Raw genomic sequence first — 21396 nt, forward strand, 5'->3', positions numbered from 1 at the left:
GTTTTTTGGGTGCGCGGGTTAATTAGGCCGGCGCCACAGTGAAACTGAAATCAATGTCGCGGCTGGCGGGAATGTGGTATTGCTTGGCCACATCTGCCCCCCAGCTGTCGATCCCGCCGACCCCGCGAACCGCCCCGAGAATGCTGAGCACGGTCCGCCGGGCTGGCGGCAGTTCTTCAATGTGCGTGGCGTTTTCTAACTCTTCCGCTGTGTAGGGCAGACAGGAGAAAGCAAACGGGGCATCCACGCTGCTGATCTGCAGGCCGAACTCGCCGGGGTGCAGATTCGTATTGTCCTGGGTGGTATCCCGGGTGACTTTAACCCACTTAGTGGCCATGTGCACGCCGCAATCCTGCGGCACCAGGTACGGCGTGACCGGCAGCCCCTGAACCGTATACGTGCCAGGCACCCCGCCGGCCATCCGGTCGGGGTATGTCTCGCCGGACAGGCCGGCGTATTCATAGCGCACGGCCTTAGTCGGCATGATCAGCCGGAACCCGAAGACGGGCAGATCCGGCAGATTCGCGTTGCCGGTGTAGTGCACGTGCACGGTCAATGTTCCGTCGCCGGCGATGGTGTACGTCACCTGAACTGCCGTGGTGGGGATCGTGACGGTCGTAAAGTTGATCGTGACCTCAACGCTGGCGGCGTATTCGTGGTCTGAATACTGGTTGTTGCCCGGCGCAATGGGCAGGTCGATAGGCTGCCCGTCGATTTTCACCGTAGCGCCAGCATCTTGGATGAACATGTCCGCGCCCAGCCATTGGACAGACTTCTGGGAGAAGCCATTGCCTCGGTCATTATCCGTAGTTGCCCGCCAAAATGTCGGCAGCGGCGTACGGTACAGCCATTCTTTGCCGTCGATCACCAGAGATTCCAACCCGTGGCGGGTGTAATTGAAGATGTAGTGGGTCCGGGCGCTTTGCACGCCCAGGGTCACGTCACCATAGATGACCCGTAATGGTTTACTTGTCGTATCGGCCATAGTAGCAGCGCACCTCCTGTAATGCGGGTTTCGGTGTCCGGTCAGCGAAGAGCAGACCGTCACCAGAGAATTCATAGTCGGCCGGTCGATCATCGAAGTCGCCGCCGTAGCGCAGCACATGCTGGCCAGTCACCGGGTCGGTGATGGCGATGGCTTGATCAATGAAGTCCCAGATGAAGCCGCCGGCGTACTGCGGGAAGCGGTCGATCAGGTCCATGTAAGCCTGCATGCCGCCCAGCGAGTTGCCCATGTCGTGCATGTACTCGCATAGTAGGAACGGCTTCTTCGGGTGATCGCTGAGATACTTGACGATGTCGTCAGGGTGGGCATACATTCGGCTTTCAACGTCAGAAATGCGCTCTTCGTAGGCGCGGTCATGGACGACGCCTTCATAGTGGACCAAGCGGGTGGGATCGACGGTTTTGAAGTAATGATTCATCGCTGCAATATTATCGCCGGCGTAAGACTCATTGCCCAGGGACCAGAACAGAATCGCAGTGTGGTTCTTGAATACTTCATAATTCGTCTTGGCCCGGTCCAGCACCACGTCCCGCCATTCTGGGACAGAGCCCGGTACATTATAGGAAGGCTCCACGGCGCCCATCTTTTGCCAGGTGCCATGGGATTCCAGGTTCGTTTCGGCCATCATATAGATACCGTTCTCGTCGCACAGGTAGTACCACGGAATCTGATCCGGGTAGTGGCAGGTGCGTACCGCATTGATATGGTTGGTCTTCATCGTGTGCATGTCGTGGAACATGTCGGCTTCGGTGATCGCCCGGCCGCGCTCGTCGTCCCACTCATGGCGGTTGACCCCATTGATGATCAGCCGCTGACCGTTCAAGCGGATCACCCGCTCGGCGTCAATTTCAATTTTGCGGAAGCCGAACTGATAGGGCACGATTTCTAACAGTTGACCCTGACCATCCCGCACCTCCAGATAGAGTTGATATAAGTAGGGATGGCGGTAATCCCACAGATGGACGTGGACTAGCGTGTCGCTGGTGATCGTCTGACTGGCGGCCACTGGCTGCGTGGTGTCCAGCAAGGTTTGGCCCTCGTCGTCTCGGATAATGGCGCGGACGGTGGCATAGGGAGTCACGGGACTGAACTGCAGGTCCAAGCGCACGACACCGCTTTGCAAATCATCCGCCAGCGTCGGCTGGATGTGCAGGTCTTCGATGTGCGCCGCCGGCTTGGCCAGCAAAGTGACATCCCGAAAAATGCCGAAGAACCGGAAGAAGTCCTGATCCTCCAGGTAAGCCGCCGTACTGCGCTTGAAGACTTCCACGGCCAGACGGTTGCTGCCGGCCTGCAGGTAAGGGGTCAGATCAAACTCGGAGGGCGTGAAGCTGTCCTCGTCGTAGCCCAGGAAATGACCGTTGAGCCAGAGGTACATGGCCTGTTCAACGCCGGCAAACTGAATGGTGACCGCCTTGTTAGCAAATTCTGGGGCGAGGGTGAAGTCGGTGACATACTGGCCCACCGGATTATCCTCGGCGGTACTGAACATGCCGGCACCACTGGTGTCCTGACCCACAGTATGGGCCGGCCGGCGGAAATGGTGGCCTTCCCAGGGATACATCGTGTTAATGTAGTGCAATTTGGCGTATCCGGCCAGTTCGATGTGTCCAGGCACATCAATTGTATCGAAGCCGCTGGTATCGAAATCAGCCGCCCAGAAGTCCTTCAGCCGCGCCTGGGGATTAGGCGCGTAGTGGAAGCGCCACTGCCCGTTCAGGCTTTGGCTGAGACTGGAATCATGGGCGTCAATTTCATGGTAATGCTGATAGAAGCGGTGGTCGCTATGGGCCGGCAATTGCCCCACCCGAAAAGTCTGAGGATCGTCCAACCACCGAATATCAAATTCCACAATAATTCACCTCGTATTTGAAATTAGCCTCTGACAGGCTTTACAAGGATAGTGTAAGCCGATTCAAGGGGGTGAAAGTAGGGGTGAATGGCCAGAAAAGTATGAAGATTTGAAAGCCGCACAGAATTAAAAAAGCCGCCCACCAGAAATGGCGGCGGCGCGGGACTGTGGTGCTACTTCAATTGATCTTTCACCTTTTGCGGGACCTTATCGGCAGCCACAGGGCTCGGACCTTCGACAACGCGGGTTTGTGATACCTTGCCGGTGATGTAGATGCCCTGCGTCAGCGGTTTGGGATCCAGCGCGCTGATTTCGAAGGGAACGGTGACTTTGGAGCCGTCTTCCCGGACAAATTCGAAGGTGTAGTCGTAGGAGTACAGCTGCTGCCCGTTATCCGTAACTTTCTTCCCGTCGGCATCCACCGTTTCCGTGCGCGGCGGAGTCGTTTTCACCACAGCATAAGAGGTCTTGCCATTATAGGTCGCATTCCAATAGCGGTAGCCGAAGAACGCGGCGACAATGAGCAGGGCGAACAGGATGACGGTCAGTATTTTCTTCATGGAATTTTCCTCCGATTGATTGATTGAAAATAGTATAGCGCCGCCTGCTAGGTTGTGCGCTAACGAATTCGTAAGGCAAAGAATGATAGGTACCTGCATAGTTTGACAAAGTCAAAAGTTGGGTGTATTCTAGGCATATGTTAGGTACCTGATATTAAGGGCCCTAACTAAAACAACTCAAGGAGACGATTTTCTATGACTGAACAAACCGATAACCTGTTTCGCGCTTTCCGTCGTTTTGGCCACCTGACCCGGCGTTTTGCCTGGCAGCAGCCGCAACCGCCCCATCATCATGGGCAGGCCCGCCTGCTGGCGGTGATCGCCCATGAAAACGAGCCGACTTCGGCCCAACTCGCTGAGATTCTCGATATTCGGCCGTCCTCCGTTTCTGAATTATTGAAGAAACTGGAAGATGCCGGCTTCATCACTCGGGAGCCGGATCCCGATGACAAGCGGGCCAGCCGGATCCACATCACCGATGCCGGCCAAGCCAAGCTGACGGAAGCCCAGCAGGCCCAGACTGACTTCGCCGACCAAGCCTTCGCGGGGTTGACCGACGAGGAACAGCAGCAATTGCTGACTCTGCTGACCAAGGCTGATGAAAGCCTGGCGGCGAAGGTTCAAGATGGCCCGGATATTCCCGATGGTCCCCGATTCGGCGGCCCAGGTCCGCGCCATGGCGGTCCGCACCACGGCCCCCACGGCTTTGGCGGCGGCCCGCGCCGGGACTTTCGCCACGACGGCTTCCAAGGCCGCGCGTTTTAAGCAGTAACGCAGTGCCTATTCAATAGAAGAAACCCACAGCTCGGCAACGCGAACAACGCGTCCTGCCGGGCTGTTTTGGTGTCCGCTGGATTTCGTGGTACAATGCTGGGTAACGCATTGAATGAGGCAAAAGAGGTCTGAGCTTGCAAGAAAGCGCCAGCGCTTGCTGCATGCCAGCCTCTTTTTTTCTGCAAATCTCAATTCCTGCTTGTAATCAGGCAGGCTATCTTGTAGAATATCAAAGGTGCTGTTTTTTCAGGGGGATTAATATACCCCCGATGGAGAACAGGATCAAGTAGCGCAGACGCAGGAGGTTGCGACACGCCCGGATGCTTTGCCACGGGTTAAGCCGGAAATTTCTGCCGAGCTAGTCTACTTTGCGAAAATAGACGAAGGAGGTCACAACATGGCAAAACAAAAGATTCGTATTCGTTTGAAGGCATACGAGCATCGGACTTTGGACCAAGCTGCTGATAAGATCGTGCAAACCGCACAACGTACCGGCGCTCAGATTTCTGGCCCGATCCCGCTGCCCACAGAACGCTCCCTGTATACGGTGATTCGTTCACCCCATAAGTACAAGGATTCGCGTGAACAATTCGAAATGCGGACACATAAGCGCCTGATTGATATCATTGATCCGACGCCCAAGACGGTTGATTCACTGATGAAGCTGGATCTGCCGAGTGGTGTCGATATCGAAATCAAGCTGTAAACAAATTAATTCAAATTTATTGGAGGTGTACTCATGGCCAGAAAAGGTATCTTAGGAACAAAAGTGGGAATGACTCAAGTCTTTACCAAGAACGGCGAGCTGATTCCGGTGACTGTCATCAAGGCAGAACCGAACGTGGTCTTACAAGTTAAGACTCCAGAGACAGACGGCTACGAAGCGGTCCAACTCGGCTACGACGATCTGCGTAAAGTATTGAGTACCAAACCTGCGCAAGGTCATGCAGCAAAAGCTAACACGACGCCTAAGCGCTACATTCGGGAAATTCGCGATGTTGCGCTAGACGATTATAAAGTTGGTGCGACAGTTACAGTCGACGAATTCAAGACAGGCGACATCGTTGATGTCACCGGTCGTTCGAAGGGCCATGGTTTCCAAGGTAACATCAAGAAGAACAACCAGTCCCGCGGTCCTGAAACCCACGGTTCTCGTTACCACCGAGTACCAGGTTCAATGGGTTCCATCATCAACCGGGTATTCAAGAACAAGGCTCTTCCTGGTCGTATGGGCAACCACAAGGTCACTATGCAAAACCTTGAAGTGGTGTCCACTGATACTGAAAACAACGTGATTTTGATCCGGGGCAATGTACCTGGCGCAAATAAATCATTAGTAACGATTCGTTCGACCGTTAAACACGGCAAGCTTAAGAAATAATCATTTAGAGAAAGGAGGAGCACTAAATGGCAGACGTCACATTATACAAGCAAGACGGCAGTGAGAACGGCACAATTACGTTGAATGACGAGATCTTCGGTGTTGAACCGAACAACAGCGTCATCTTCGACGCCGTGATCATGCAACGGGCTGGTCAGCGCCACGGCACCCATGCGGTTCTTAATCGTTCCGCAGTCCGCGGCGGCGGCCGCAAGCCTTGGAAGCAAAAGGGTACTGGCCGGGCACGGCAAGGTTCGATCCGGGCACCGCAATGGCGCGGCGGCGGTATCGTCTTTGGCCCGACCCAACGGTCCTATGCCTACAAGTTACCGAAGAAGGTTCGCCGCTTGGCAATCAAGTCCGCACTTTCGCAAAAGGTTCTTGACGGTGATTTGATCGTTGTTGATACCTTGAAGTTCGACAGCCCGAAGACGAAGGAATTCGCCAATGTCCTGAAGAACCTGAAGGTGGCCAGCAAGACACTGATCGCTTTAGAAGCAGGCAACGAACAAGCTGCTTTGTCCGCCCGCAACCTGGCCAACGTTACCGTTGTCCCAGCAACCGGCGTTAACGTCTTAGACGTTGTGAACAGCGACAAGCTGATCTTGACCCAAGCAGCGCTTTCCAAGATTGAGGAGGTGCTCGCATAATGGCAGCAAGAGATATCATTTTACGCCCCGTTGTCACCGAACAATCCATGGCCCTCATGGACGACAAGAAGTACACGTTCGATGTTGCAATCGGCGCGAACAAGATCGCTGTGAAGCATGCAGTTGAAGAAATCTTTGATGTTCATGTCAAGTCTGTGAACATTGCCAACATCAAGCCGAAGAAGAAGCGGGTTGGCCAATACATTGGTCGGACCAAGAAGCGGCGCAAGGCAATCGTTACGTTGTCTGCAGACAGCAAAGAAATCAAACTGTTCGAAGAGTAATCCACGTCACACATTTTGAATAATTAGGAGGGGAATCGCTTGGCCATTATTAAGTATAAACCGACGACAAACGGCCGTCGGAATATGACCGGTTCCGACTTCGCTGAAATTACTAAGTCGACGCCGGAAAAGAGCCTGCTTGAATCCAAGAATCGGATCGCAGGTCGTAACGCCCACGGGCACATCACTGTTCGGCATAAGGGCGGCGGTCATAAAAAGGCCTACCGGATCATTGATTTCAAGCGTATCAAAGATGGTGTTAAAGCTACGGTAAAGGCAATCGAATACGATCCTAACCGGACTTCCAACATCGCTTTGCTGGGCTACGAAGACGGCACTAAGTCTTACATCATCGCTCCCAAGGGTCTGCAAGTTGGCGCAACGGTTGAATCCGGCGACAACATTGATATCCAAATCGGGAATACCATGCCTCTGGGCAACATTCCTGATGGGACAACGATCCATAACGTTGAGTTGAAGCCTGGCAAGGGCGGCCAATTGGCTCGTTCTGCTGGTACATCCGCTCAAGTATTGGGTAACGAAGGCAAGTATACGCTGGTTCGGCTCAGCTCCGGCGAAGTACGGATGATCATTTCGACCGCCCGTGCAACTATCGGTTCTGTTGGTAATGAACAGCATGAATTGATCGCCATTGGTAAAGCCGGCCGTAAGCGCTGGATGGGCGTTCGCCCGACAGTTCGTGGGTCAGTTATGAACCCTAACGATCACCCGCATGGTGGTGGTGAAGGTAAAGCTCCGATCGGTCACCCGTCTCCGATGTCCCCGTGGGGCAAGAAGACCTTGGGTAAGAAGACCCGGAACAAGAAGGCCCGCAGCGAGAAACTTATTGTCCGTCACCGCAAGAGCAAGTAAGCATGACTTATTTACTCATTTCACTTTACGCATAAGGGAGGTTTACGAATGGGTCGCAGTTTGAAAAAAGGACCGTTCGCGGATCAGTCATTACTGAAGAAGATCGAAGCCCAAGAGGGTCACGATAAGAAGACAGTAATCAAGACTTGGTCCCGACGTTCCACGATTTTCCCAAGTTTCGTTGGTAACACGATTGCCGTTTATGATGGTCGGAAGCACGTCCCGGTTTACGTCCAAGAGGACATGGTCGGCCATAAGTTAGGCGAATTCGTACCGACCCGGACTTTCCATGGTCACGGTACCGACGACAAGAAGACAGCAGCACCTGCAGCACGTCCTGCAGCACGTTAGTAAGGGAGGAAAGAACTCATGGCTGATACAGTTACCTCAGCAACTGCCATCGCGCGGACAGTCCGCATCGCTCCCCGAAAGGCGCGTCTGGTCATTGACTTGATCCGTGGACGCAGTGTTGCGGAAGCACTGGCAATTTTACAATTTACGCCCCGTGCTGGCAGCCCGATCATCACGAAAGTGCTGAAGTCGGCAGTTGCCAACGCTGAGCACAACTTTGATCTTGAAGCCCAAAACTTGTTTGTTTCTAAAGCATTTGTCGACGAAGGCCCAACCCTCAAGCGGTTCCGCCCCCGTGCCAAAGGCTCAGCATCAGCAATCAACAAGCGCACGAGCCACATCACGGTCATCGTTTCTGAAAAAGAAGAATAAAGGAGGGAATTACGAGTGGGTCAGAAAATTAATCCGACCGGCTTCCGGGTTGGTGTCATCCGCGATTGGGATGCACGCTGGTATGCCGAACGCAAAGACTTTGCAGATAACCTGCATGAAGACCTGGCGATCCGTAATTACATCGCCAAACGATTAGTTGACGCCTCCGTTTCCCGTGTGGAAATTGAGCGGGCTGCTAATCGGGTGAATGTTTCCATCCATACCGCTAAGCCAGGAATGGTGATCGGTAAGGGCGGCGCTGAAGTGGAAAACTTGCGTAAAGAGTTAAACAACTTGACAGGCAAGCGGGTCCACATCAACATCGTGGAAATCAAGAAGCCTGATCTGGATGCCCACCTGGTTGGCGATTCTGTTGCCAAGCAGCTGGAAGCCCGGATCGCCTTCCGTCGTGCACAACGGCAAGCCGTTCAACGGACCATGCGCGCAGGCGCAGAAGGGGTCAAGATTCTTGTCTCCGGTCGATTGAATGGTGCCGATATTGCCCGGAAGGAAATGCAGCACCAAGGTTCTGTGCCTTTGCACACCCTGCGTGCCGACATCGACTATTCATGGGATGAAGCCCATACAACTTACGGTAAGTTAGGTATCAAGACTTGGATCTACCGTGGCGAAGTACTGCCTGGTCAAAAGCCAGTTGCAGATGACGCTGGTCCCAGCCAAAATCAACAACGGCGTAATGACCGTCCTCAACGGCCGCGTCGGAACAACAACAGCAGAGGAGGGAAATAATCCATGTTAGTGCCTAAGCGTGTTAAGCACCGTCGTGAATTCCGTGGTAAAATGCGGGGCGCAGCTAAAGGCGGCAAGACAGTTGAATTCGGCGATTATGGTTTGGAAGCACTCCAATCGCACTGGATCACCAACCGTCAGATCGAAGCGGCGCGTATCGCCATGACCCGGTACACCAAACGTGGTGGTAAGGTCTGGATCCGTATTTTCCCTCATAAGTCCTACACTGCTAAAGGTGTCGGCGTCCGGATGGGTTCCGGGAAAGGTGCACCAGCTGGTTGGGTATCACCCGTTAAGCGTGAAAAGATCATGTTCGAAATCGGCGGCGTATCCGAAGAAGCAGCCAAAGAAGCACTGCGGTTGGCTTCAAACAAGCTCCCGATCAAGACTAAGATCGTTAAGCGTCAGGAAGTAGGTGGCGAATCTAATGAAGGCTAAAGATTTCACAAAGGAATTACGTGGTTTGTCCACTGACGAAATGCTGAAGCGTGAGCAACAGTATAAGGAAGAGCTTTTTAACCTCCGTTTCCAACAGGCGACTGGCCAGTTGCAAAACACTGCGCGCTTGTCTGTCGTTCGCAAGAGCATTGCCCGGATCAAGACTGTCTTGCGCGAGCAAGCGGCGAATAAGTAATCGGAAGGGAGAAAGTAAACTTGAGCGAAGCAACTACTGAACGTAACCACCGTCACGTCTATCAAGGCCGCGTCGTAGCAGACAAAGGCGATAAGACGATCACGGTCGTTGTGCAAACGTACAAGACGCATCCCGTATATAAGAAGCGGGTCAAGTATTCCAAGAAGTACTATGCCCACGACGAGAAGAACGAAGCCAAAGTTGGCGATTTTGTACGGATCATGGAGACCCGTCCGTTGTCCAAGACCAAGCGCTTCCGATTACTCGACATTGTGGAGCAATCGAAGTAACGCACGTCGTGACGAAAGGAGGAAACACAAGTGATTCAACAAGAAACTCGGTTGAGTGTCGCCGATAACTCCGGTGCCCGGCAACTGCTGACAATCAAAGTCCTGGGTGGCTCTAACCGCAAGACGGCGAATATTGGTGACATTATCGTCGCAACTGTGAAACAGGCTACACCCGGTGGCGTTGTCAAGAAGGGTGACGTCGTCAAGGCTGTTATCGTCCGGACTGTATCCGGTGCACGCCGTGTGGACGGCTCCTACATTCGTTTCGACGAGAATGCAGCGGTCCTGATCAATGCGGACAAGAGCCCGCGGGGAACTCGTATCTTTGGCCCCGTTGCGCGGGAATTGCGTGAACACGACTTCATGAAGATCGTGTCTTTAGCACCGGAAGTACTTTAATTCCACCAATTCCATAACAGCAAGGAGGCAAAAACATGTTTGTAAAAACCGGTGATAAGGTCCGGGTCATTGCAGGCAAAGACAAGGGCAAGGAAGGTACCGTCACTAAGGTATTTCCCAAGCGCGACCGTGTCATTGTCGAAGGTGTGAACAAAGTTAAGAAGCACACCAAACCGTCCCAGGCTCAACCGCAAGGCTCAGTTCAAGACGTCGAGGCAGCCATCCACGCTTCCAATGTTCAATTATTGGATCCCAAGGATAACCAACCGACTCGGGTCGGCTACAAAGAAGTAGACGGCAAGAAGGTTCGTTATGCCAAGAAGTCTGGCCAAGCAATCGAATATGCCGCTCCTGTCGCAAAGTCTGACGAAGACAATGCGGACAAGGACGACAAGAAGTAATCTGCCAGCGAAAGGAGGACTACACCTAAATGGCTAATCGTTTAAAAGAACGTTACACTAAAGAAATCACTCCGTCTATGATGGAGAAGTTCCACTACTCTTCCGTGATGCAAGCACCTAAGGTCGCAAAGATCGTGCTCAACATGGGTGTCGGTGACGCTGTATCAAACGCCAAGAACTTGGACAACGCCGTTGATGAATTGCGCCTGATCGCTGGTCAGCAACCGCTCATCACCAAGGCTAAGAAGTCCATCGCCACATTCCGTTTGCGTGAAGGGATGTCCATTGGGGCTAAGGTCACACTGCGGGGCGACCGCATGTATGACTTCCTGGACAAACTGATCAATGTTTCTCTTCCCCGTGTGCGTGATTTCCGTGGGGTCAGCAAGAATTCCTTCGACGGCCGGGGCAACTATACTCTGGGTATCAAGGAACAACTGATCTTCCCTGAAATCGACTACGACAAAGTTGATCGGGTTCGTGGTTTGGATGTCGTCATCGTTACGACTGCCAAGACTGACGAAGAAGCTCGGGAACTGTTAACCCAAATCGGCATGCCGTTTAGCAAATAAGGAGGAGCACTTTGGCTAAGAAATCTTTGATCGTCAAAAATGAGCGGCCTGCTAAGTTTAGCTCGCAGGCCTACACCCGGTGCCAGCGCTGTGGTCGGCCACACTCTGTTTATCGTAAGTTCAAGCTCTGCCGGATCTGCTTGCGTGAACTGGCGCATGAAGGTCAGATTCCCGGTATGCACAAAGCGAGCTGGTAATACCAGTCAGAAGGAGGTTAAAACCACATGGTCATGACTGATCCGATTGCAGATTACTTAACACGGATTCGTAACGCCAATATGGTGCGCCACGAATCATTGGAAGTACCTGCATCCAAAATGAAAAAAGACATTTCTGAAATCCTGAAGCGTGAAGGCTTCATCCGGGACTACGAAGTCATCGACGATGACAAGCAAGGCATCATTCGTATCTTCCTGAAATACGGCAAGAACAATGAGCGGGTTATTTCCGGCTTAAAGCGGATTTCCAAGCCTGGCTTGCGCAGCTACGTTAAGTCTAGCGATGTACCCAAGGTCTTAAACGGCTTAGGGATCGCCATCATTTCCACGTCCCAGGGCGTTATCACGGACAAGGAAGCACGGGCAAAAGATGTCGGCGGCGAAGTAGTTGCCTACATTTGGTAATTCATTACTAGAGGAGGTGTAACACAGTGAGTCGTATTGGTTATAAAGCCATCACCGTCCCCGCTGGGGTCACGGTAACTGTTAATGGCGATCAGTTGACTGTCAAGGGGCCGAAAGGCGAAATGACTCGTCAATTCGATCCGGCCATCAGCATCAATCAAGAAGACAATGAGATCCATCTGGATCGGCCGAATGACAGCTTGAAGGCAATCCACGGTACCACCCGGGCCAACCTGAACAACATGGTGGTCGGCGTGACCGAGGGTTACACGAAGAAGCTGCAATTGGTTGGGGTCGGCTACCGGGCCCAATTGAAGGGTGACACGTTGATTCTGAACGTTGGTTACTCCCACCCGGTCGAGATGCACGCCCCCAAGGGTGTTAAGATCGAAGTGCCGTCTAACACAGAAATCAACCTGAGCGGTATTTCTAAGCAGGTCATTGGCGCTTTTGCTGCCACGATCCGCGAAGTTCGGCCGCCGGAACCTTACAAGGGCAAAGGTATTCGTTACGTTGATGAATACGTACGCCGTAAGGAAGGTAAGACTGGTAAGTAATCTCTACCAGCTGTTTCGTGGAACTATAGCCGCACCGGCATACTGGTGCGACTGCAAATAATCGTATGAGGTGAACATTGTGATTTCGAAACCAGATAAAAACAAGACGCGGCAACGGCGTCATGCACGTGTCCGCGGCAAGCTTTCTGGTACTGCTGAGCGCCCACGTTTGAACATTTTCCGTTCTAATCAACACATCTACGCGCAAGTAATTGATGACGTAGCGGGTGTTACGCTCGCAAGTGCCTCAACCATCGAAGCTGATTTGGCCCAAGGGACCAAGACAGAACAAGCTGCTAAGGTTGGCGAAGCTGTTGCCAAGCGTGCAGCGGATAAAGGCGTCAAAGAAGTTGTATTTGATCGTGGCGGTTACCTGTACCACGGCCGGGTTGAAGCCTTGGCCGAAGCTGCCCGTGAAAACGGCTTACAATTCTAATCAAAAGGGAGGCAAATACTTTTATGGCAGTTATCGATCCGAGTCATTTAGATCTGGAAGACAACGTTGTATCGATCAACCGGGTTACTAAGGTTGTCAAAGGTGGCCGGCGTCTGCGGTTCGCCGCCCTGGTTATCGTTGGCGACCATGAAGGCCATGTCGGTTTTGGTACCGGTAAAGCACAAGAAGTACCGGAAGCAATCCGCAAGGCTGTCGAGAATGCGAAGAAGAACCTGGTTGAGTTGCCCATCGTGGGCACAACGATTCCCCATGAAGTGATCGGTCACTTCGGTTCTGGTCGTATTCTGTTGAAGCCGGCCGTTGCCGGGTCCGGGATCGCTTCTGGCGGTGCCGTCCGGTCAATCATGGAACTCGGTGGCGTTGGTGATATCACCAGTAAGTCCCTGGGTTCGAATACGCCCATCAACGTCATCCGGGCTACTTTCGACGGGATTGCTCAAATGAAGACCGCTGCTGAATTAGCAGATCTTCGGGGCGTCTCCGTTGATTCACTCACTGCTGAATAGGAGGCATCACCGTGGCACAATTGAAAATTACGTTAGTACGTTCCGTTGCCCACCGGATCCCCGAACAGCGTTTGGTTGTGAAGGAATTAGGCTTAGGGCGGGTCAACAGCACTGTTACGCTGCCGGATAACGCAGCAACACGCGGTGCCCTGACCAAGATCGCACACTTGATCGACGTCAAAGTCGTAGAGGACTAAAAAAGCAATTAAGGAGGTGCACGATTTGAAGTTACATGAATTGCAACCCAGCACCGGTGCACGTCATGCCCGCAAGCGGGTCGGCCGTGGCACAAGTTCCGGCTATGGTAAGACAGCCGGTAAAGGTACCAAGGGCCAATTGGCTCGTCAAGGCGGCAAGACGCGGCTCGGTTTCGAAGGTGGCCAAATGCCTTTGTTCCGGCGCATGCCGAAACGCGGATTCAGCAACATTAACCGCAAGGAATATGCTGTGATCAACCTGCAAGATCTTAACCGGTTCAACGACGGCACTGAGATCACTCCGGCACTCCTCGTCGAATCCGGCGTGGTTAAGAAAGAATTATCCGGAATCAAATTGTTGGCGAAAGGCGAACTGACTGTTAAGGATCTTAAGATCCAAGTCAACAAGTTCTCACCAGCCGCCAAAGATGCTGTTGAAGCAGCAGGCGGTACTGTTGAGGTGATTTAATGTTTGCTACTATTCGAAATGCCTTTAAGGTCAAGGAGATCCGTAACAAGATCTTCTTCACTCTGGGCATTTTCATCGTGTATCGGCTGGGTGCGCAAATTGCGGTGCCGGGAATCGATGCGGCGAGTTTGACCAAGATCTCCCAAACGGGTTTGATCCCGTTACTGGATACCGTCTCCGGTGGGGGCTTGGCCAACTATTCCATCTTCTCGATGGGGGTTTCTCCATACATCACCGCCCAAATTGTCGTCCAGTTGTTGCAGATGGATATCATTCCGAAGTTTGTGGAATGGAGCAAACAGGGTGAAGTGGGACGGCGCAAGCTGAACCAAGTGACCCGTTACCTGACGATCGTCCTGGGCTTCTTACAGTCCATCGGGATCACTGCGGGATTCAACGCGTTGAGTCAGTATAAACTGGTCAACACACCAGGCTGGGGCACCTATATCACCATTGGGATCATTCTCACTGGTGGGACGATGCTGCTGACTTGGTTGGGTGAACAGATCACCGATAAGGGGATCGGCAATGGGATTTCCATGCTGATCTTTGCCGGGATCATCGCCCGTCTCCCCAGCGGTATCTACCAATTGATTTCGCAGCAGATTATCAACCAGGAGGCTGGCAATCTGTTCCTGGGTATTCTCGTGTTGGTTGCGATTGCCATCGCCGTTCTGCTGATTGTGCAGTTCACGACGTTTATGCAGCAAGCTAACCGGAAGATTCCCATTCGTTACACCCGACGCGCCGTGGGTGGCGGCAGCGAAAGCTACTTGCCCTTGAAGGTGAACGTCGCCGGGGTAATTCCCGTCATCTTTGCCAGTTCGTTCATCGTAACGCCCCAGACCATCCTGATGGTCTTCCAGGAGAAGTTCGGTGATACGACTTGGTATCAGACCCTGTCCAACATTTTCAGTATGCAGACGACCACTGGGGCGATTATTTACACCGTCCTGATCGTGCTGTTCACTTTCTTCTATGCGTTCGTCCAAGTTAATCCCCAGAAGGTTTCTGAAAACCTGCAAAAGCAGGGGAGTTACATCCCCAGCGTTTGGCCTGGGAAGAGCACAGAAAAATACCTGTCCGGTGTTTTGATGCGGCTTTCCACAGTCGGGGCTTTATTCTTGGGTGTGATCGCACTGCTGCCGCAGTTAGCAGCCAACATTTGGGACCTGCCGCAATCCATCGGGTTGGGCGGTACCAGTTTGCTGATCGTCGTCGGGGTAGCCCTCGAAACGGCCCGGCAGTTGGATGGTTTGCTGATGAAGCGGAAGTACGTCGGATTTATTCGAGAATAGGAGACAAGCGACATGAATTTGATGTTAATGGGGCTGCCGGGTGCTGGTAAGGGCACCCAAGCCGAAAAGATCGAAGATACCTACCCCATCGTGCATATTTCCACTGGCGATATGTTCCGCGAAGCCATGGCCAATGAGACCCCTGTGGGTCTGCAGGCCAAGAGTTTCATTGATCAGGGCAACTTGGTGCCGGATTCCGTCACCAACGACCTGGTCAAGGAACGTTTGAGTCAGCCGGACGTGGACAAGGGTTATATGCTGGACGGTTATCCGCGCAACATTGACCAGGCTCACGCACTGGATGGCATCACTGCCGAAGTGAAGAAGCCTTTGGATGCGGTCATCGATATCCAGGTTGCCCCGGAGAAGCTCGTGAAGCGGCTGTCAGGCCGGTTCATCTGCAAGTTCTGCGGCGCCACTTACAATAAGTACTTCAATCCGCCGAAGGTTGCCGGTACATGTGATCGGTGCGGTCATCACGAGTTCTATCAACGGGACGATGACAAGCCTGAGACCGTGAAGAATCGGTTGGACGTGAACATCAAAATGAACACGCCGCTGCTGGATTTCTATGATCAGAAGGGAATCCTGCACCGGGTCAATGGTGATCAAGATATTGATCTGGTATTCGCAGAGGTTCAACAAGTTCTCCAAGCATTTACGCACTAATCCGGTGCGCTTGGCAATCAGTGATTGCTGTGGTAAACTGGGTCAGTATGTTGTGTGGGGGTAGCTCGCACATTTTTTTGCGTATTGTAGATAATTTGAGGAGGATGCCTTCTTGGCCAAAGACGATGTCATTGAAGTCGAGGGTAAAGTAGTCGATACATTACCCAACGCAATGTTTAAAGTAGAACTGGAGAATGGCGCCACGGTGTTGGCCCACGTTTCCGGTAAGATTCGGATGCACTACATTCGGATCCTGCCTGGCGACCGGGTCACTGTGGAGCTGTCGCCGTATGATCTGACCAAGGGCCGGATCACCTACCGCTTCAAGTAATACTGCCAGCTTCAGCTGGTTGAAGTGAGTAACACACAAAGGAGGAAACGTCATTATGAAAGTACGTCCGTCTGTTAAACCGATGTGTGAACACTGCAAAGTTATCAAGCGTAAGGGGCGCGTCTGCATCATCTGCTCCGCAAACCCGAAGCACAAGCAGCGTCAAGGTTAATTAACAACATTAATTTGGAGGTGAACTAAATGGCTCGTATTGCAGGTGTCGATTTACCCCGTGATAAGCGGATCGTCATTGCCTTGACTTATATCTTTGGCATTGGCAACACCACTGCAGAAAAGATTCTGGACCAAGCTGGCGTCTCTGCAGACGTCCGCACCCGGGATCTGACTCCCGATCAAGAAGAAAAGATTCGTGCCGCCGTTGACACGATCCCCGTTGAAGGTGATCTGCGTCGGAGTGTTTCCATGAACATCAAGCGGCTGCAAGAAATCGGTTCTTACCGTGGTATGCGTCACCGTCGGGGTCTGCCCGTCCGTGGCCAAAACACGAAGAACAATGCTCGTACGCGTAAAGGTCCTAAGACTTCTATCGCTGGGCGCAAAAAGTAAAAAGGGAGGTTAACGAATGGCTACTCGTAAGAACACACGCAAACGCCGTGTGCGGAAGAATATTGAGTCCGGCGTGGCTCATATCCATTCCACGTTTAATAACACATTGATCATGATCACGGACCCGCAAGGCAACGCGATTGCTTGGTCCTCAGCTGGCGCTTTAGGCTTTAAGGGTTCACGTAAGTCGACTCCGTTCGCCGCACAAATGGCTGCTGAGTCTGCTGCCAAGGAATCCATGGAACACGGCATGAAGAGCGTTGAAGTGGCTGTCAAAGGCCCTGGCTCCGGTCGTGAAGCTGCAATCCGTTCGCTGCAAGCGACTGGTTTGGAAGTTACCGCGATTCGTGATGTGACCCCGGTACCGCATAATGGTTCCCGTCCGCCAAAACGTCGTCGTGTATAAGACCCCAGTTGCGTGATCGCAGTTTGTATTGCCGCTTATATTTGATCGAAGACACGTTTTGAAAGGGGTACTCATCACTAATATGATCGAATTTGAAAAGCCGAATATTACTAAGGTCGACGAAACTACGAATTATGGGGAGTTTGTTGTCGAACCTCTGGAACGTGGTTACGGCACAACCCTTGGTAATTCGTTACGGCGCGTCCTTTTGTCCTCTCTTCCCGGCGCAGCTGTGTCGAGTGTTCAAATTGATGGCGTACTGCACGAGTTCTCCACCATTGATGGGGTTCTTGAAGACGTTACTCAAATCATTTTGAACATTAAGAAGCTTGCCTTGAAACTGAACACCGACACTGAAAAAACGGTGGAGATTGATGCAGAGGGGCCGACGACTGTTACCGCCGCAAATATCATCACCGATGACGATGTGGAGATCCTCAATCCGGAACAGTACATTTGCACGATTGCCGATGGCGGCCATTTCCATATGCGCATGACCATCAAGAGCGGTCGCGGCTATGTACCGGCTGATCAGAACAAGAGTGAAGATATGCCAATTGGTGTATTGCCGGTGGATTCTATTTTTACCCCGATCGAACGTGTTAACTACCAAGTCGAGAGTACCCGGGTGGGTAAACGCAACGACTTCGATAAGTTAACGCTGGCGGTATGGACGAACGGTTCAATCGGTCCCCGTGAAGCGATCTCCCTGGCGGCTAAGATCTTGACGGAGCATCTGGCTGGGTTCGTCAATTTGACGGACGAAGCAAAGAACGCCGAAGTCATGGTCCAAAAGGAAGAAAACCACAAAGAGAAAATGATGGAGATGACCATCGAAGAGTTAGATCTCTCCGTACGCTCCTACAATTGTCTCAAACGGGCCGGTATCAACACAGTTCAAGAGCTCACCAACAAAACTGAGGCCGATATGATGAAGGTCCGCAACTTGGGCCGCAAGTCATTGGAAGAAGTTAAATCCAAGCTGGCTGCTTTAGGCTTGTCCTTAAAGAGCGCCGACTAACACACAACGAAGGAGGGAATCATACATGAGTTATCGTAAGCTCGGTCGGAACAGTTCTGCACGTCGTGCGATGCTGCGGGACCTGACCACTGCTCTGCTGATCAACGAACGGATCGTCACTACTGAGACCCGTGCTAAAGAAATTCGCAAGAGCACTGAAAAGATGATCACACTGGGTAAGAAGGGTGATCTGTCTGCTCGGCGCCAAGCGGCCGCGTATGTACGCGACGTTGTTGCCGATGTGAAGGAAGAAGACGACAGTGTCGTTATTCAATCCGTATTGCAAAAGTTATTCAGTGATATCGCCCCGCGGTACACTGAACGCCAAGGCGGTTATACTCGCATCTACAAGACTGCACCGCGTCGCGGCGATGCAGCTCCCATGGTCATTATCGAATTAGTTTAATTCGCAGACCGCTTAGGGAACGTCTTCTTTGGCGAAAAACGGGCGTTACGATGGTGGAATGGCAACTCCGAGTCTAGCTTCGGCCGGTGCTGATCAGTTGATCGGCGCTGTGCTCACCATTGAATTCGTTTCTTAATATGTTTTATTGAAGGGCGTCTGGCTTTAGCTGGGCGTTTTTTCTTGTATAATGGAAAGTGTTTATCACGCAGCAAAAAGGGGGCGTTGTGCTCATGGCAGAGGAACCGCCAATTATCAGTATTGATCACCTGACCGTGCGTTATGCGGAACAGGAGCAGCCGGCGCTGGACAGCATCAGTTTGACCATCCCCGCCCATTCCTGGACGGCCATTATCGGCCATAACGGCAGCGGCAAATCAACGCTGATCAAGGCGATGGATGGCTTAGTGACAGCTGACGGCGGCCAAATGACCGTGGCTGGTCTGGCCGTCACGGAACAGAACATCTGGCAGATTCGCCAACGCCTGGGGGTGGTTTTTCAGAACCCGGAGAACCAGTTTGTCGGCGCAACGGTAGCCGATGACGTGGCTTTTGGGCTGGAGAATGCCCAGGTACCGCGGCCGGAGATGCTGACTCGGGTCGATAATGCCCTGGCTCAGGTCGGGATGACTGACTTTGCAGACCGGGAACCCGCCCATTTGTCCGGCGGTCAGAAGCAGCGGGTCGCCATTGCCGGTATCTTAGCCTTGGCACCGGCCATCATCGCTTTGGATGAGGCCACCAGCATGCTGGACCCCCAGGGGCGGGCCTCGGTGTTGCAGACGATGCGCGACTTGAAGGCGAAAGAAAACCTGACCATCCTGTCAGTGACCCATGACTTGGAAGAAGCGGCAGCGGCCGACCATGTGATTGTGATCGACAACGGCCGTCTCGTGGCCAGCGGGACGCCGCCGGAGATTTTTGCAGAAGGCCCTGCTTTGATCGATATGGGGTTGTCGGTGCCGTTCACCGAGCAGTTGAAGTCAGACCTGGCGGCGGGCGGGATTACCGGCTTGCCCGCTGACTATCTTAACGAAGAGGAAATGGCAGACCAGCTATGGAAATTGTACTCGACCATGTAAGCTACACCTATCAGGCCGGCACCCCCTTCGCGGGGGATGGCCTGCGCGACGTCAGTGTGACGATCCCAGACGGCTCCTACACAGCAATCATCGGCCAGACCGGCAGCGGCAAGTCCACGCTTCTGCAGCACCTCAACGCGCTCCTGAAGCCCACAACGGGCACAGTGCGGATTGGTGACCGGGAGATCACCCCGAAGACCAGCAACAAGAATCTGAAGCCATTGCGGGCCAAGGTGGGATTAGTCTTTCAATTTGCCGAAAACCAATTGTTTGAAGAAACGGTGGAAAAAGATGTCGCCTTCGGTCCGAAAAACTTTGGTGTTCCTGAAAAAGAAGCCCTGGCCCGGGCCCATCATGCACTGGATTTAGTGGGCATCGGCCCGGAATATTACGAGAATTCGCCCTTTGATCTATCCGGCGGGCAAATGCGTCGGGTGGCGATTGCGGGGGTATTGGCGATGACGCCGGAGCTGCTCATTCTGGATGAACCGACGGCGGGGTTGGATCCCAAGGGGCGGACCGAATTGATGACGCTATTTGAGACACTTCACCGCGAGCAGGGCATCGGCATCGTTCTGGTCACCCACCAGATGGAAGATGTGGCCAATTACGCCGAGTTCGTTTTGGTGATGGCTGATGGACGCTTGATCAAGCAGGGGCCGCCGGCGGAGATCTTTTCTGATCCCGCTTGGTTGGCAGAGCATCATTTGGGTCTGCCGCGAGCAGCCCAGTTTGCCCGGGAGCTGCGGGCTAAGGGCCTGCCGCTGCCCGATATTCCTCTCACGGAACAGGCGCTGGCCGCTGAAGTGCTGGCAATTTTACGTCCGAGAAGGGAGTCCGACCATGAATAAGTTGATGATTGGCCGGTATCTGCCTGGTCATTCGGTGGTCCACCAGATGGACCCGCGGGGCAAAATGGTGCTCACGTTTTACTTCATCTGTATCGTGTTTATGGCGAACAATATTTGGTCCTACTTGGTCCTGGGGTTATTCACGCTGGGGGCGGTTCTGTTGACCCGCTTGAAGCTCATCTACTTTTGGCGCGGGATTCAACCGGCCATTATTCTGATTCTATTCACTGTGCTGATTCAGGTCTTCTTCACCCGCGGCGGTCAGATTTATTGGCAGTGGGGGCCGTTTGCACTGTCCAGTGCCGGCGTGGTCAACGCGTGGTTCATCTTCTTCCGGTTGGTGATTATTATCTGCATGTCGACGCTGCTGACGCTGACCACATCACCGCTGGATATCTCCAGCGCGCTGTCGTCCTTGATGACGCCATTGAAGTGGATTCGGGTGCCGGTGGACATCATCGCTCTGATGCTCTCCATCGCGCTGCGTTTCGTCCCCACGTTGATGGACGAGACCGTGCGTATCATGAACGCTCAGCGCGCTCGGGGCGTCGATTTCGGCAGCGGCAGCTTGCTTCAGCAGATCAAGGCCATTGTGCCCATTTTGATCCCGCTATTCGTCAGCGCCATGCACCATGCCGAGGATTTGGACGATGCCATGACGGCCCGGGGTTATCGCACCGATGCGCCTCGGACCACTTACCGCATCATTCAGTGGCACCGGCGGGACACCTTAAGTATTATTGCATTTGCTGCGCTCACTGTTGTGATCCTCTTCGTACGGGCATAATGGATAGAGAGAAAGGAGTCAAT

General features: G+C 53.0%; 36 protein-coding genes. 33 read left to right on the top strand and 3 right to left on the bottom strand.

Translation table 11 applies throughout. The annotated features are described in order from the left end of the window. Positions 1-22: 22 nt before the first annotated feature. From FMM01_RS00405 to FMM01_RS00415, 3 genes are all read right to left on the bottom strand, one after another. A complete protein-coding gene (locus FMM01_RS00405) occupies positions 23-985 on the bottom strand; it encodes a beta-galactosidase small subunit (protein ID WP_150391380.1) in 963 nt (320 codons plus the stop codon). Beyond that, positions 966-2858, bottom strand: a complete 1893-nt coding sequence (locus tag FMM01_RS00410; protein ID WP_150391381.1) for a glycoside hydrolase family 2 TIM barrel-domain containing protein — start codon at positions 2856-2858, stop codon at positions 966-968. Before FMM01_RS00410 ends, FMM01_RS00405 begins: the two co-directional genes overlap by 20 nt. Positions 2859-3031: 173 nt before the next feature. Then, a complete protein-coding gene (locus tag FMM01_RS00415) occupies positions 3032-3418 on the bottom strand; it encodes a DUF1093 domain-containing protein (RefSeq protein WP_027829047.1) in 387 nt (128 codons plus the stop codon). A 195-nt stretch (positions 3419-3613) separates the two neighbouring features. On the opposite strand from FMM01_RS00415, the gene FMM01_RS00420 reads away from it, so the two are divergent. The 33 genes from FMM01_RS00420 (at position 3614) to FMM01_RS00580 (ending at position 21373) form a co-directional block, all read left to right on the top strand. Beyond that, positions 3614-4183, top strand: coding sequence for a MarR family winged helix-turn-helix transcriptional regulator (locus FMM01_RS00420; protein WP_150391382.1), 570 nt, complete (start codon positions 3614-3616; stop codon positions 4181-4183). A gap of 406 nt (positions 4184-4589) precedes the next feature. Beyond that, on the top strand, positions 4590-4898 hold the full coding sequence (gene rpsJ, locus FMM01_RS00425; RefSeq protein WP_022528409.1) for a 30S ribosomal protein S10: 309 nt from the start codon (positions 4590-4592) through the stop codon (positions 4896-4898). 33 nt (positions 4899-4931) lie between these two features. Further along, entirely contained in the window at positions 4932-5573 is a 642-nt protein-coding gene (gene rplC / locus FMM01_RS00430; RefSeq protein ID WP_027829048.1) for a 50S ribosomal protein L3, read from the top strand. Between the two features lie 26 nt (positions 5574-5599). After that, a complete protein-coding gene (gene rplD, locus FMM01_RS00435) occupies positions 5600-6223 on the top strand; it encodes a 50S ribosomal protein L4 (RefSeq protein WP_027829049.1) in 624 nt (207 codons plus the stop codon). Beyond that, entirely contained in the window at positions 6223-6507 is a 285-nt protein-coding gene (gene rplW / locus FMM01_RS00440) for a 50S ribosomal protein L23 (protein ID WP_027829050.1), read from the top strand. Before rplD ends, rplW begins: the two co-directional genes overlap by 1 nt. Positions 6508-6546: 39 nt before the next feature. After that, complete coding sequence (rplB, locus tag FMM01_RS00445; protein ID WP_063516241.1) at positions 6547-7380, top strand: 50S ribosomal protein L2; 834 nt, start codon at positions 6547-6549, stop codon at positions 7378-7380. A 48-nt stretch (positions 7381-7428) separates the two neighbouring features. Beyond that, entirely contained in the window at positions 7429-7731 is a 303-nt protein-coding gene (rpsS, locus tag FMM01_RS00450) for a 30S ribosomal protein S19 (RefSeq protein ID WP_027829052.1), read from the top strand. Between the two features lie 18 nt (positions 7732-7749). Beyond that, positions 7750-8103 carry a 50S ribosomal protein L22 gene (gene rplV / locus FMM01_RS00455; protein WP_027829053.1) on the top strand — a complete coding sequence of 118 codons (354 nt, stop codon included), beginning with the start codon at positions 7750-7752 and terminating at the stop codon, positions 8101-8103. A 15-nt stretch (positions 8104-8118) separates the two neighbouring features. Next, the gene (gene rpsC, locus FMM01_RS00460) at positions 8119-8853 is read left to right on the top strand and encodes a 30S ribosomal protein S3 (protein WP_027829054.1); all 735 of its coding nucleotides are present in this window, start codon (positions 8119-8121) and stop codon (positions 8851-8853) included. A 3-nt stretch (positions 8854-8856) separates the two neighbouring features. After that, positions 8857-9291: a 50S ribosomal protein L16 gene (gene rplP / locus FMM01_RS00465; RefSeq protein ID WP_027829055.1), complete on the top strand. Its 435-nt coding sequence runs from the start codon at positions 8857-8859 to the stop codon at positions 9289-9291. Then, complete coding sequence (gene rpmC / locus FMM01_RS00470) at positions 9281-9487, top strand: 50S ribosomal protein L29 (RefSeq protein ID WP_027829056.1); 207 nt, start codon at positions 9281-9283, stop codon at positions 9485-9487. Before rplP ends, rpmC begins: the two co-directional genes overlap by 11 nt. A 20-nt stretch (positions 9488-9507) precedes the next feature. Beyond that, entirely contained in the window at positions 9508-9777 is a 270-nt protein-coding gene (gene rpsQ / locus FMM01_RS00475; protein WP_150391383.1) for a 30S ribosomal protein S17, read from the top strand. Between the two features lie 30 nt (positions 9778-9807). Next, the gene (gene rplN, locus FMM01_RS00480; protein ID WP_027829058.1) at positions 9808-10176 is read left to right on the top strand and encodes a 50S ribosomal protein L14; all 369 of its coding nucleotides are present in this window, start codon (positions 9808-9810) and stop codon (positions 10174-10176) included. Positions 10177-10211: 35 nt separating this feature from the next. Continuing rightward, the gene (gene rplX / locus FMM01_RS00485; protein ID WP_051225382.1) at positions 10212-10577 is read left to right on the top strand and encodes a 50S ribosomal protein L24; all 366 of its coding nucleotides are present in this window, start codon (positions 10212-10214) and stop codon (positions 10575-10577) included. A gap of 29 nt (positions 10578-10606) precedes the next feature. Beyond that, positions 10607-11149, top strand: a complete 543-nt coding sequence (gene rplE / locus FMM01_RS00490) for a 50S ribosomal protein L5 (RefSeq protein ID WP_027829059.1) — start codon at positions 10607-10609, stop codon at positions 11147-11149. Positions 11150-11160: 11 nt separating this feature from the next. Further along, a complete protein-coding gene (locus tag FMM01_RS00495; RefSeq protein ID WP_081701176.1) occupies positions 11161-11346 on the top strand; it encodes a type Z 30S ribosomal protein S14 in 186 nt (61 codons plus the stop codon). A 27-nt stretch (positions 11347-11373) separates the two neighbouring features. Further along, positions 11374-11772 (top strand): 30S ribosomal protein S8, encoded by a 399-nt coding sequence (gene rpsH, locus FMM01_RS00500; RefSeq protein ID WP_027829060.1) that lies wholly within the window; start codon positions 11374-11376, stop codon positions 11770-11772. A gap of 26 nt (positions 11773-11798) precedes the next feature. Then, positions 11799-12329, top strand: coding sequence for a 50S ribosomal protein L6 (gene rplF, locus FMM01_RS00505; RefSeq protein ID WP_027829061.1), 531 nt, complete (start codon positions 11799-11801; stop codon positions 12327-12329). A 70-nt stretch (positions 12330-12399) separates the two neighbouring features. Then, positions 12400-12765: a 50S ribosomal protein L18 gene (rplR, locus tag FMM01_RS00510; protein ID WP_035440815.1), complete on the top strand. Its 366-nt coding sequence runs from the start codon at positions 12400-12402 to the stop codon at positions 12763-12765. Positions 12766-12788: 23 nt separating this feature from the next. Next, on the top strand, positions 12789-13292 hold the full coding sequence (rpsE, locus tag FMM01_RS00515; protein WP_027829063.1) for a 30S ribosomal protein S5: 504 nt from the start codon (positions 12789-12791) through the stop codon (positions 13290-13292). Positions 13293-13303: 11 nt separating this feature from the next. Then, positions 13304-13489 (top strand): 50S ribosomal protein L30, encoded by a 186-nt coding sequence (gene rpmD / locus FMM01_RS00520; protein ID WP_027829064.1) that lies wholly within the window; start codon positions 13304-13306, stop codon positions 13487-13489. A 25-nt stretch (positions 13490-13514) separates the two neighbouring features. Next, the gene (rplO, locus tag FMM01_RS00525; protein WP_027829065.1) at positions 13515-13958 is read left to right on the top strand and encodes a 50S ribosomal protein L15; all 444 of its coding nucleotides are present in this window, start codon (positions 13515-13517) and stop codon (positions 13956-13958) included. Continuing rightward, positions 13958-15256, top strand: a complete 1299-nt coding sequence (gene secY / locus FMM01_RS00530; RefSeq protein ID WP_150391384.1) for a preprotein translocase subunit SecY — start codon at positions 13958-13960, stop codon at positions 15254-15256. Before rplO ends, secY begins: the two co-directional genes overlap by 1 nt. 12 nt (positions 15257-15268) lie before the next feature. Beyond that, positions 15269-15925: an adenylate kinase gene (locus FMM01_RS00535; protein WP_150391385.1), complete on the top strand. Its 657-nt coding sequence runs from the start codon at positions 15269-15271 to the stop codon at positions 15923-15925. Between the two features lie 112 nt (positions 15926-16037). After that, positions 16038-16256, top strand: coding sequence for a translation initiation factor IF-1 (infA, locus tag FMM01_RS00540; protein WP_022528431.1), 219 nt, complete (start codon positions 16038-16040; stop codon positions 16254-16256). A gap of 55 nt (positions 16257-16311) precedes the next feature. Further along, positions 16312-16428, top strand: coding sequence for a 50S ribosomal protein L36 (gene rpmJ, locus FMM01_RS00545; protein ID WP_081674905.1), 117 nt, complete (start codon positions 16312-16314; stop codon positions 16426-16428). Positions 16429-16457: 29 nt separating this feature from the next. Next, positions 16458-16823, top strand: a complete 366-nt coding sequence (rpsM, locus tag FMM01_RS00550; RefSeq protein ID WP_027829068.1) for a 30S ribosomal protein S13 — start codon at positions 16458-16460, stop codon at positions 16821-16823. Between the two features lie 16 nt (positions 16824-16839). Continuing rightward, complete coding sequence (gene rpsK, locus FMM01_RS00555) at positions 16840-17229, top strand: 30S ribosomal protein S11 (protein WP_027829069.1); 390 nt, start codon at positions 16840-16842, stop codon at positions 17227-17229. Positions 17230-17311: 82 nt separating this feature from the next. Further along, positions 17312-18250: a DNA-directed RNA polymerase subunit alpha gene (locus FMM01_RS00560; RefSeq protein ID WP_027829070.1), complete on the top strand. Its 939-nt coding sequence runs from the start codon at positions 17312-17314 to the stop codon at positions 18248-18250. A gap of 25 nt (positions 18251-18275) precedes the next feature. Beyond that, positions 18276-18656, top strand: coding sequence for a 50S ribosomal protein L17 (gene rplQ, locus FMM01_RS00565; RefSeq protein WP_027829071.1), 381 nt, complete (start codon positions 18276-18278; stop codon positions 18654-18656). 230 nt (positions 18657-18886) lie between these two features. Then, entirely contained in the window at positions 18887-19735 is an 849-nt protein-coding gene (locus tag FMM01_RS00570) for an energy-coupling factor transporter ATPase (protein ID WP_146994978.1), read from the top strand. After that, positions 19711-20586 (top strand): energy-coupling factor ABC transporter ATP-binding protein, encoded by an 876-nt coding sequence (locus FMM01_RS00575; RefSeq protein WP_150391386.1) that lies wholly within the window; start codon positions 19711-19713, stop codon positions 20584-20586. The genes FMM01_RS00570 and FMM01_RS00575 overlap by 25 nt, the downstream gene beginning before the upstream one ends. Then, entirely contained in the window at positions 20579-21373 is a 795-nt protein-coding gene (locus FMM01_RS00580) for an energy-coupling factor transporter transmembrane component T family protein (protein WP_150391387.1), read from the top strand. Before FMM01_RS00575 ends, FMM01_RS00580 begins: the two co-directional genes overlap by 8 nt. The last annotated feature ends 23 nt before the right edge of the window (positions 21374-21396 follow it).

Origin of the sequence: Schleiferilactobacillus harbinensis, assembly GCF_008694105.1 — a bacterium.
In the GTDB taxonomy this organism is placed as follows: domain Bacteria; phylum Bacillota; class Bacilli; order Lactobacillales; family Lactobacillaceae; genus Schleiferilactobacillus; species Schleiferilactobacillus harbinensis.

Excerpts from the sequence above, each read along its gene's own strand:
- FMM01_RS00405 (WP_150391380.1), bottom strand. The coding sequence starts at position 985 with ATGGCCGATACGACAAGTAAACCATTACGGGTCATCTATGGTGACGTG.
- FMM01_RS00415 (WP_027829047.1), bottom strand. The coding sequence starts at position 3,418 with ATGAAGAAAATACTGACCGTCATCCTGTTCGCCCTGCTCATTGTCGCC.
- FMM01_RS00420 (WP_150391382.1), top strand. The coding sequence starts at position 3,614 with ATGACTGAACAAACCGATAACCTGTTTCGCGCTTTCCGTCGTTTTGGC.
- rpsJ (WP_022528409.1), top strand. The coding sequence starts at position 4,590 with ATGGCAAAACAAAAGATTCGTATTCGTTTGAAGGCATACGAGCATCGG.
- rplC (WP_027829048.1), top strand. The coding sequence starts at position 4,932 with ATGGCCAGAAAAGGTATCTTAGGAACAAAAGTGGGAATGACTCAAGTC.
- rplD (WP_027829049.1), top strand. The coding sequence starts at position 5,600 with ATGGCAGACGTCACATTATACAAGCAAGACGGCAGTGAGAACGGCACA.
- rplW (WP_027829050.1), top strand. The coding sequence starts at position 6,223 with ATGGCAGCAAGAGATATCATTTTACGCCCCGTTGTCACCGAACAATCC.
- rpsS (WP_027829052.1), top strand. The coding sequence starts at position 7,429 with ATGGGTCGCAGTTTGAAAAAAGGACCGTTCGCGGATCAGTCATTACTG.
- rplV (WP_027829053.1), top strand. The coding sequence starts at position 7,750 with ATGGCTGATACAGTTACCTCAGCAACTGCCATCGCGCGGACAGTCCGC.
- rplP (WP_027829055.1), top strand. The coding sequence starts at position 8,857 with ATGTTAGTGCCTAAGCGTGTTAAGCACCGTCGTGAATTCCGTGGTAAA.
- rpmC (WP_027829056.1), top strand. The coding sequence starts at position 9,281 with ATGAAGGCTAAAGATTTCACAAAGGAATTACGTGGTTTGTCCACTGAC.
- rplX (WP_051225382.1), top strand. The coding sequence starts at position 10,212 with ATGTTTGTAAAAACCGGTGATAAGGTCCGGGTCATTGCAGGCAAAGAC.
- rplE (WP_027829059.1), top strand. The coding sequence starts at position 10,607 with ATGGCTAATCGTTTAAAAGAACGTTACACTAAAGAAATCACTCCGTCT.
- rpsH (WP_027829060.1), top strand. The coding sequence starts at position 11,374 with ATGGTCATGACTGATCCGATTGCAGATTACTTAACACGGATTCGTAAC.
- rpsE (WP_027829063.1), top strand. The coding sequence starts at position 12,789 with ATGGCAGTTATCGATCCGAGTCATTTAGATCTGGAAGACAACGTTGTA.
- secY (WP_150391384.1), top strand. The coding sequence starts at position 13,958 with ATGTTTGCTACTATTCGAAATGCCTTTAAGGTCAAGGAGATCCGTAAC.
- FMM01_RS00535 (WP_150391385.1), top strand. The coding sequence starts at position 15,269 with ATGAATTTGATGTTAATGGGGCTGCCGGGTGCTGGTAAGGGCACCCAA.
- rpmJ (WP_081674905.1), top strand. The coding sequence starts at position 16,312 with ATGAAAGTACGTCCGTCTGTTAAACCGATGTGTGAACACTGCAAAGTT.
- rpsM (WP_027829068.1), top strand. The coding sequence starts at position 16,458 with ATGGCTCGTATTGCAGGTGTCGATTTACCCCGTGATAAGCGGATCGTC.
- rpsK (WP_027829069.1), top strand. The coding sequence starts at position 16,840 with ATGGCTACTCGTAAGAACACACGCAAACGCCGTGTGCGGAAGAATATT.
- FMM01_RS00560 (WP_027829070.1), top strand. The coding sequence starts at position 17,312 with ATGATCGAATTTGAAAAGCCGAATATTACTAAGGTCGACGAAACTACG.
- rplQ (WP_027829071.1), top strand. The coding sequence starts at position 18,276 with ATGAGTTATCGTAAGCTCGGTCGGAACAGTTCTGCACGTCGTGCGATG.
- FMM01_RS00570 (WP_146994978.1), top strand. The coding sequence starts at position 18,887 with ATGGCAGAGGAACCGCCAATTATCAGTATTGATCACCTGACCGTGCGT.
- FMM01_RS00575 (WP_150391386.1), top strand. The coding sequence starts at position 19,711 with ATGGAAATTGTACTCGACCATGTAAGCTACACCTATCAGGCCGGCACC.
- FMM01_RS00580 (WP_150391387.1), top strand. The coding sequence starts at position 20,579 with ATGAATAAGTTGATGATTGGCCGGTATCTGCCTGGTCATTCGGTGGTC.